The organism is uncultured Nostoc sp., assembly GCF_964245575.1.
Classification (GTDB): Bacteria; Cyanobacteriota; Cyanobacteriia; order Cyanobacteriales; family Nostocaceae; genus Nostoc.
Map to the genome: position 1 here is coordinate 19169 of NZ_CAXTNP010000101.1, position 6063 is coordinate 25231.

Below are 6063 nucleotides of genomic sequence, written 5' to 3' on the forward strand. Positions count from 1 at the left end.
TTTGGAAGCGATCGCTATAAACTCGCGCCCTGTCTTCGGGAATTCCTAAACCAACAAGTCCGCCAACAATACCCCCAGCTGCTGCACCAATCGCACCACCAGCCGCTGTTGTCGCCAAAGCTGTTGCTACTGCGCCACCTGCAATCACGGGCCCAATTCCAGGAATCGCTAAAGTCCCAAGACCAACTAATAAGCCAGTCAAGCCGCCTAGAACACCGCCTGTAGCTGCTCCAGTTTTTACACCATCGTCTGCTTTATTACCTGTACCGACGTTTCTATCTACATCTACACCAGCGATCCCTTGACTGTTTGTATCCTTGGCAATGATGGAGATTGTACTTAAAGGAAAACCCGCATCTCGTAATTCTGTAAGTGCTGCTTCTGCATCTCGACGATGAGAAAATACCCCAATTGCGCGTTTAGCAACACCACTATAAGCCCTAGTAGGAGTTGGAGTGCCATAATCAGTGGCAGTAGGAATTGGAGTGCCATAATCAGTGGCAGTAGGAGTTGGAGTGACAGAACCAGTGGTTGCATTTCTAGCATCTGGATTATCGTAAATGCCAAACTCTTCCACACCCTGCTGACGTAGAATTGCTTCTGCTCTAAGAATTTCTGCATCTGTGCCATCTAGGATGACTAAATAGTGTCCTCGCTTTACACGTTCGTCATAAACTCTGGCTCGTTCTTCGGGAATTCCTAAACCAACCAATGCACCAAGCAAACTACCAGCTACTGCACCAATACCAGCTCCAGTAAGGGTGGTAGCTAGAGTGGTTGCTGCGGCTCCAGCCAGCATAATTGGGCCGATTCCAGGAATTGCTAAAGTCCCAAGACCGACTAATAAGCCAGTCAATCCGCCCAAAGCAGTACCTGTAACTGCGCCAACTTTAGCACCTTCATCAGATTTGTCACCGACGCGATCGCGCACATCAGCGCCAGCAATATCATCTTTGTCACCATCCTGCGTAATGACAGAAACTCTGTCCATGTCAAAGCCAGTGTTTTTCAATTCATGTAGGGCATGTTCAACATCTCGGCGATTAGAAAATACACCTACACCACGTTTATGTACACCTACAACCATTATTTCTTCTCCTCAACAAAAATCAATTATTTACTAATTTATAGCTTGTAATCACCATTATTATACATAGGTTTTTTTATTTTTCATCAATCCTCTGGAATAAGTTTTATCTCTATCATTAGACATAGGTTGTTTCGCTTAAAGTAAGTTAATAAAAAACTTTAAAATATCAAATAAATTACTTATTACAATTACAAAAAGGTTAGATATTAACTAAATTTCTTTTTGCGAAAAAATTATCTATCTATTAGATGTAATCTTTAGTGGGAACACACAACTATATATCAGTTCCAACTTCAGGGTAAATCTGCTTAATTCCGAGGTTTTGCACTAACCTAATTTTCGATAAAAAGTGAGGCTAATTAAAAAATGCTTGCCAATGCTGGCTTATACTTAAGGTTCACACCAATAAACATTGTTCCTTACCCTTTAGCACTCTACCTCATCCGTTTTTAACCTGCCGTATCTGTAGATGCATTTTTAGAAAATTGACTTTTGTTAAGAAGATTTTATTTTAATTTTATTCGATTCTAACAAGAGGACTCAATTTTACATACATTATTTTATTTATTTAAAAAGTAATAAAAATATTTATTTTTTGTAAAATACGACTTTTGGCAAACAAAGTTATTACCTAAGAAAGTGTAAGCTTATATAACTAGCAACTAAATTGATGATTAAGCCATTTTATCAATGGTTATTTAATTGAGCGGAAGTGAGAAAATCCTATGTTTCAAAGTGTTTTAAGTATTTGGGGATGGAACTGGCTGCCTTTTGGATTAGCGCCGATAACTTTAGCTCAGGAAGCATTAACTCCAGAAGAAGCATCAGTTCTTTTTTCTGGGCCTAAATTCTTGGTAGCATTGTTGGCTGGGGTATTAATGGCATTTGCCTTTCAATTGTTATTTACAAACTTTTCAGTCGCTGTAGGAATTTCATCTTGGGAAATTGACTCAGATTCTGATGATGAATCAGAAAGTTTAGGTAATAAAATTCGTGCAGTTCAGACCAAAATTGGTGCTTGGGCCTTGATAACTGTTAGTATTGCATTATTTATTGCTTGTTTTCTAGCGGTAAAACTTAGCTTAATCGAAAGTGAATCTCTAGGAGCAATTATCGGTGTAGTTATCTGGTCTACCTATTTTTCACTGGTAATTTGGTTGGGTTCATCAGCAGTAGGTTCTTTTATTGGTTCTATCGCTAGTACTGTAACTTCTGGTTTTCAAACTCTGATGGGTACAGCAACTGCTGGCATCAGTGCTAATACTGCGAAACAACAGTTAGTCTCTACTGCTGAAGATATTACAGCCGCAGTCAGGCGGGAATTAACTTCAGGTTTTGATGCTGAAGGTATTAAAAATACGCTCCAAAGTTCCTTAGGTTCTCTGCAATCGCCAAAGCTGGATATCAAAGAAATTCGTAGTCAATTTGACCAGCTTGTTAAAGATACAGATTTGCAATCTGTAGCTAATAGTGATTTATTGCAAAATATCAACCGCCAAACATTTGTTGATTTAATCAGCAGTCGAACAGACTTTTCTAAGGAAGATATAAATCGGATTGCTGACGAATTTGAAGGTGCTTGGCAACAAGCTCTGAATCGCAAAAATCCAACAGAGCAAGTAATTAATTTGCTTAATTCTGCTACTCCCGAAGAACTGAATTCAGATCAATTAGGTGAACGGCTTCAACAACTGGTTACAATCGGAGGTGGTACTGGTATAAGGAATGGTGTGATCAAGCAAGCTATTCGATATGGCTTGAGCGCTGCTGCACCAGCAGTGCTGGATCGGGTAAACCTCTCCAATATAGATGTAAATAAAATTACAGCTCAGTTGCAAAAGCTGAAAGAGAAAGTTCAAGATGTCGATGTTGCTCAAATTACAGAACAACTCCAAAAGCTTACACAGCAAGCAACTGAACAAGTAGCGGCAAAATTGCCGATATCACCCGAAAACACAATTAAGGCAGATGTAGAAGACTACATATTGAATTCCTTTCCTTGGCATTTTAACCGCATTACCTTGGTAGATGAATTTAAAGAAGTCATCTATGACGTGAATGCAGATCCGACAACTGTGAGACGGGAGTTGGAAGAACTCAATCAAGAATATTTTACCAACTTGCTAAACCAACGGGGTGATATCAGTGAAGCCAGGGTGAAAGAAATTTCCGAACAAATGGAAAGCGATCGCCTGGAAGTTTTAGAAACTGTAAAACAGGCGCAAGGGCGAGAAAAAGGGCAAGATTTCCGTAGCCGCATCGAAGATTATTTGCGTTCGACGGGGAAAGAAGAACTCAACCCTGAAGGTATTGAACGGGACTTTTCCAAGTTGGTGGAAGATCCAGAAGCTGGGTTTGAAGATTTAAGTAGCCGCTTCGGAGAATTTGACCGCGATACTTTTGTACAATTGCTCCAGCAACGTCAAGATATCAGCGAAGAGGAAGCTAATAATATTGTTAGTAAAATCGAAAGCACCCGCGATAATATCTTGAATCGTGCTAGAGAAGTGCAAGAACAAGCAAAAGCGAAAGCTGATGAATTGCGCCAAAGAGTTGAAGACTATCTGCGGAATACTAACAAAGACGAACTCAATCCCGAAAGTATCAAACGTGAGTTTCAAATTTTACTAGACGATCCGCAAGCTGGAATTAGCCTTTTGCGATCGCGCCTATCGCAATTTGACCGGGATACACTGGTACAATTGCTCAGTCAGCGTCAGGATTTGAGCGAAGAACAAATAAACCAAACTCTCGATCAGATTGAAGCAGTCCGAGATAGTATTTTGCAAGTACCGCAACAGGCGAAAGAACAGTACGAAAAAACGACAAAAGCGATCGCCGAATATCTCCGCAATACCAACTTGGAAGAACTTGATCCCGAAGGTATTAAGAGCGATTTGGAAAAATTACTCAATGATCCCAAAGCAGGAGCTTTAGCACTGCGCGATCGCCTATCTAATGTTGATCGAGAAACCTTGGTTAAACTTGTGAGTCAACGGGGAGACTTGAGCCAAGAGCAAGTTAATCAAATCATTGATCAGGCACAAGATGCAATTGGTAATATTGTGAGAGCGCCACGACGTTTAGCCAAGCGTACTGCTCAACAAGCTTTAGATTTTGAAGCCAATCTCGAAGAATATCTGCGTAACACTAACAAAGAAGAACTCAACCCAGAAGCAATTAAACGCGATTTGCAATTGCTGCTGTCTTCTCCCCGCGCTGGAATTGGAAGTTTAAGCGATCGCGCCTCGAAATTTGATCATTCGACAATTGTGGCGCTGTTATCTCAACGGGAAGATATTTCTGAAGAGGAAGCTAACCAAATTGTCGATCAAATTGATTCTGTTCGCAATTCCATTGTCGAACAATTCCAGCAGATACAGCAAAAGGTACAATCAGTGCTTGATGGAGTTTTTGCCAAAGTTCGCAACTATCTCAACTCGCTTGATCGTTCCGAACTCAACTATGAAGGAATTAAGCAAGACTTTGCGAAAGTGTTCGACGATCCGCAAGCTGGATTTGAAGCATTGCGCGATCGCCTCAGTGAATTTGATCGTGACACTTTAATTGCTGTATTAAGTTCTCGTGAGGATATTTCCCAAGAGGATGCTAACAGGATAATCGACCAAATAGAAGCGGCGCGGGATGGCGTACTACAACGAGCTGAACGCATCCAAAAAGAAACAAAAAAACGCCTGAAAGCGATCCAAGAACAAGCTAAAAAGCAAGGCCAAGAAACCAAAAAAACTGTTGCAAATGCTGCTTGGTGGTTATTTGGGACAGCATTGACTTCCCTTGTAGCCAGTGCGATCGCGGGAGCAGTGGCCGTTACAGGGTTACCTCTACCTCGTTAAAATTCATCAGAAATTTATAAAAAAAAGTGGTAATTAATGCCACTTTTTTTTTTATAAATAAAACAAACTATCCCCAGAGTACTATCATGACCTTATTCTTCCTACATATATTACAAAACCCTATCTAAGCAAAGGTTTCAGATTTTTTTTTTAGCGAGAGGAATAAAAGAGGATTAATTATTATTTCTTATAGATAGAAAAAAGTACCCTTGAGGGTAATATTATAATCTTGTGATTGTGAATACAGTAAAAAATCGTAAAAGCTATGCGATTCTGTACTAGAAAATCTGCTTGTTCCCTAGCAGCCTAGTACTTGTAACCAATGTATACATAAAGCACAAGGATATAGAAATGACCCTTGGCACAATTTTGATGTCAAAACCATTTATATATGCAGTGCTTCTAAAATCTTTGGACTTAACAGTTAAAAACCTGTTCCAATCAGATGATGTGGTTCAGTTATTTCTTCCCACTCGTTATTTCTCCACCTTGTTTTCTCGGCATTGCTGAATAAAAGTGTTAAATCCAAAAATTTAATGTTTGAAACTCTTTCCTTTGCGCCTTTGGGGTAAAGGAAATTCATACTCTTAATCGGCAACACCGTTTTCTGATGGTGAAGTGACGAGGTAATTTTTACCCTCTAAACTCAGGAGAAGCTAATTTATGGCAACCTTTCCCAACATCTCTGGTATCGACATTACTTCAATTATTAACGGTGCTACCAATTCTGTCCAGATCAAAGGTAGTGGAAACCAAGTCGGTGGTAGTGGCACTGATGTCCTAGTCGGTGGTAGTGGCAACAATCGCATTGATGGCGGTGGTGGTAACGATGTCATTAACGGTGGTGGTGGCAACGATACCCTTCTCGGTGGTGCTGGCAACGATGTCATTACCGCTGGTGGTGGTAATGATATCCTCGGTGGCGGTACTGGCAACGATATCCTTACCGGTGGTGGTGGCAACGATCGCCTCGTTGCTGGTGATGGCAACGATACCCTTGTCGGCGGTGATGGCAGCGATAACCTAAGCGGTGATAATGGCAACGATAGCCTGATTGGCGGTAATGGTAACGATGTCATTAACGGTGGTACTGGCGACGATGTCCTTGGCGGTGGTACT

Annotated in this window: 3 protein-coding genes; 2 read left to right on the forward strand and 1 reads right to left on the reverse strand. The window is 40.8% G+C overall.

Going from position 1 to position 6063, the window contains the following annotated elements:
• A partial coding sequence (locus tag ACFFAP_RS17430; RefSeq protein WP_375512384.1) for a general stress protein occupies window positions 1–1087 on the reverse strand: 1087 nt, incomplete at its 3' end.
• Between the two features lie 728 nt (window positions 1088–1815).
• Between ACFFAP_RS17430 and ACFFAP_RS17435 the strand changes: the two genes are divergently transcribed.
• On the forward strand, window positions 1816–4944 hold the full coding sequence (locus ACFFAP_RS17435) for an MFS transporter (protein ID WP_375512380.1): 3129 nt from the start codon (window positions 1816–1818) through the stop codon (window positions 4942–4944).
• 663 nt (window positions 4945–5607) lie between these two features.
• Window positions 5608–6063: calcium-binding protein (locus tag ACFFAP_RS17440; RefSeq protein WP_375512381.1), on the forward strand; the 456-nt coding region annotated here is incomplete at its 3' end.

Bases quoted from the DNA above. Each gene is read 5' to 3' on its own strand.
- ACFFAP_RS17435 (WP_375512380.1), top strand. From the start codon at position 1,816: ATGTTTCAAAGTGTTTTAAGTATTTGGGGATGGAACTGGCTGCCTTTT.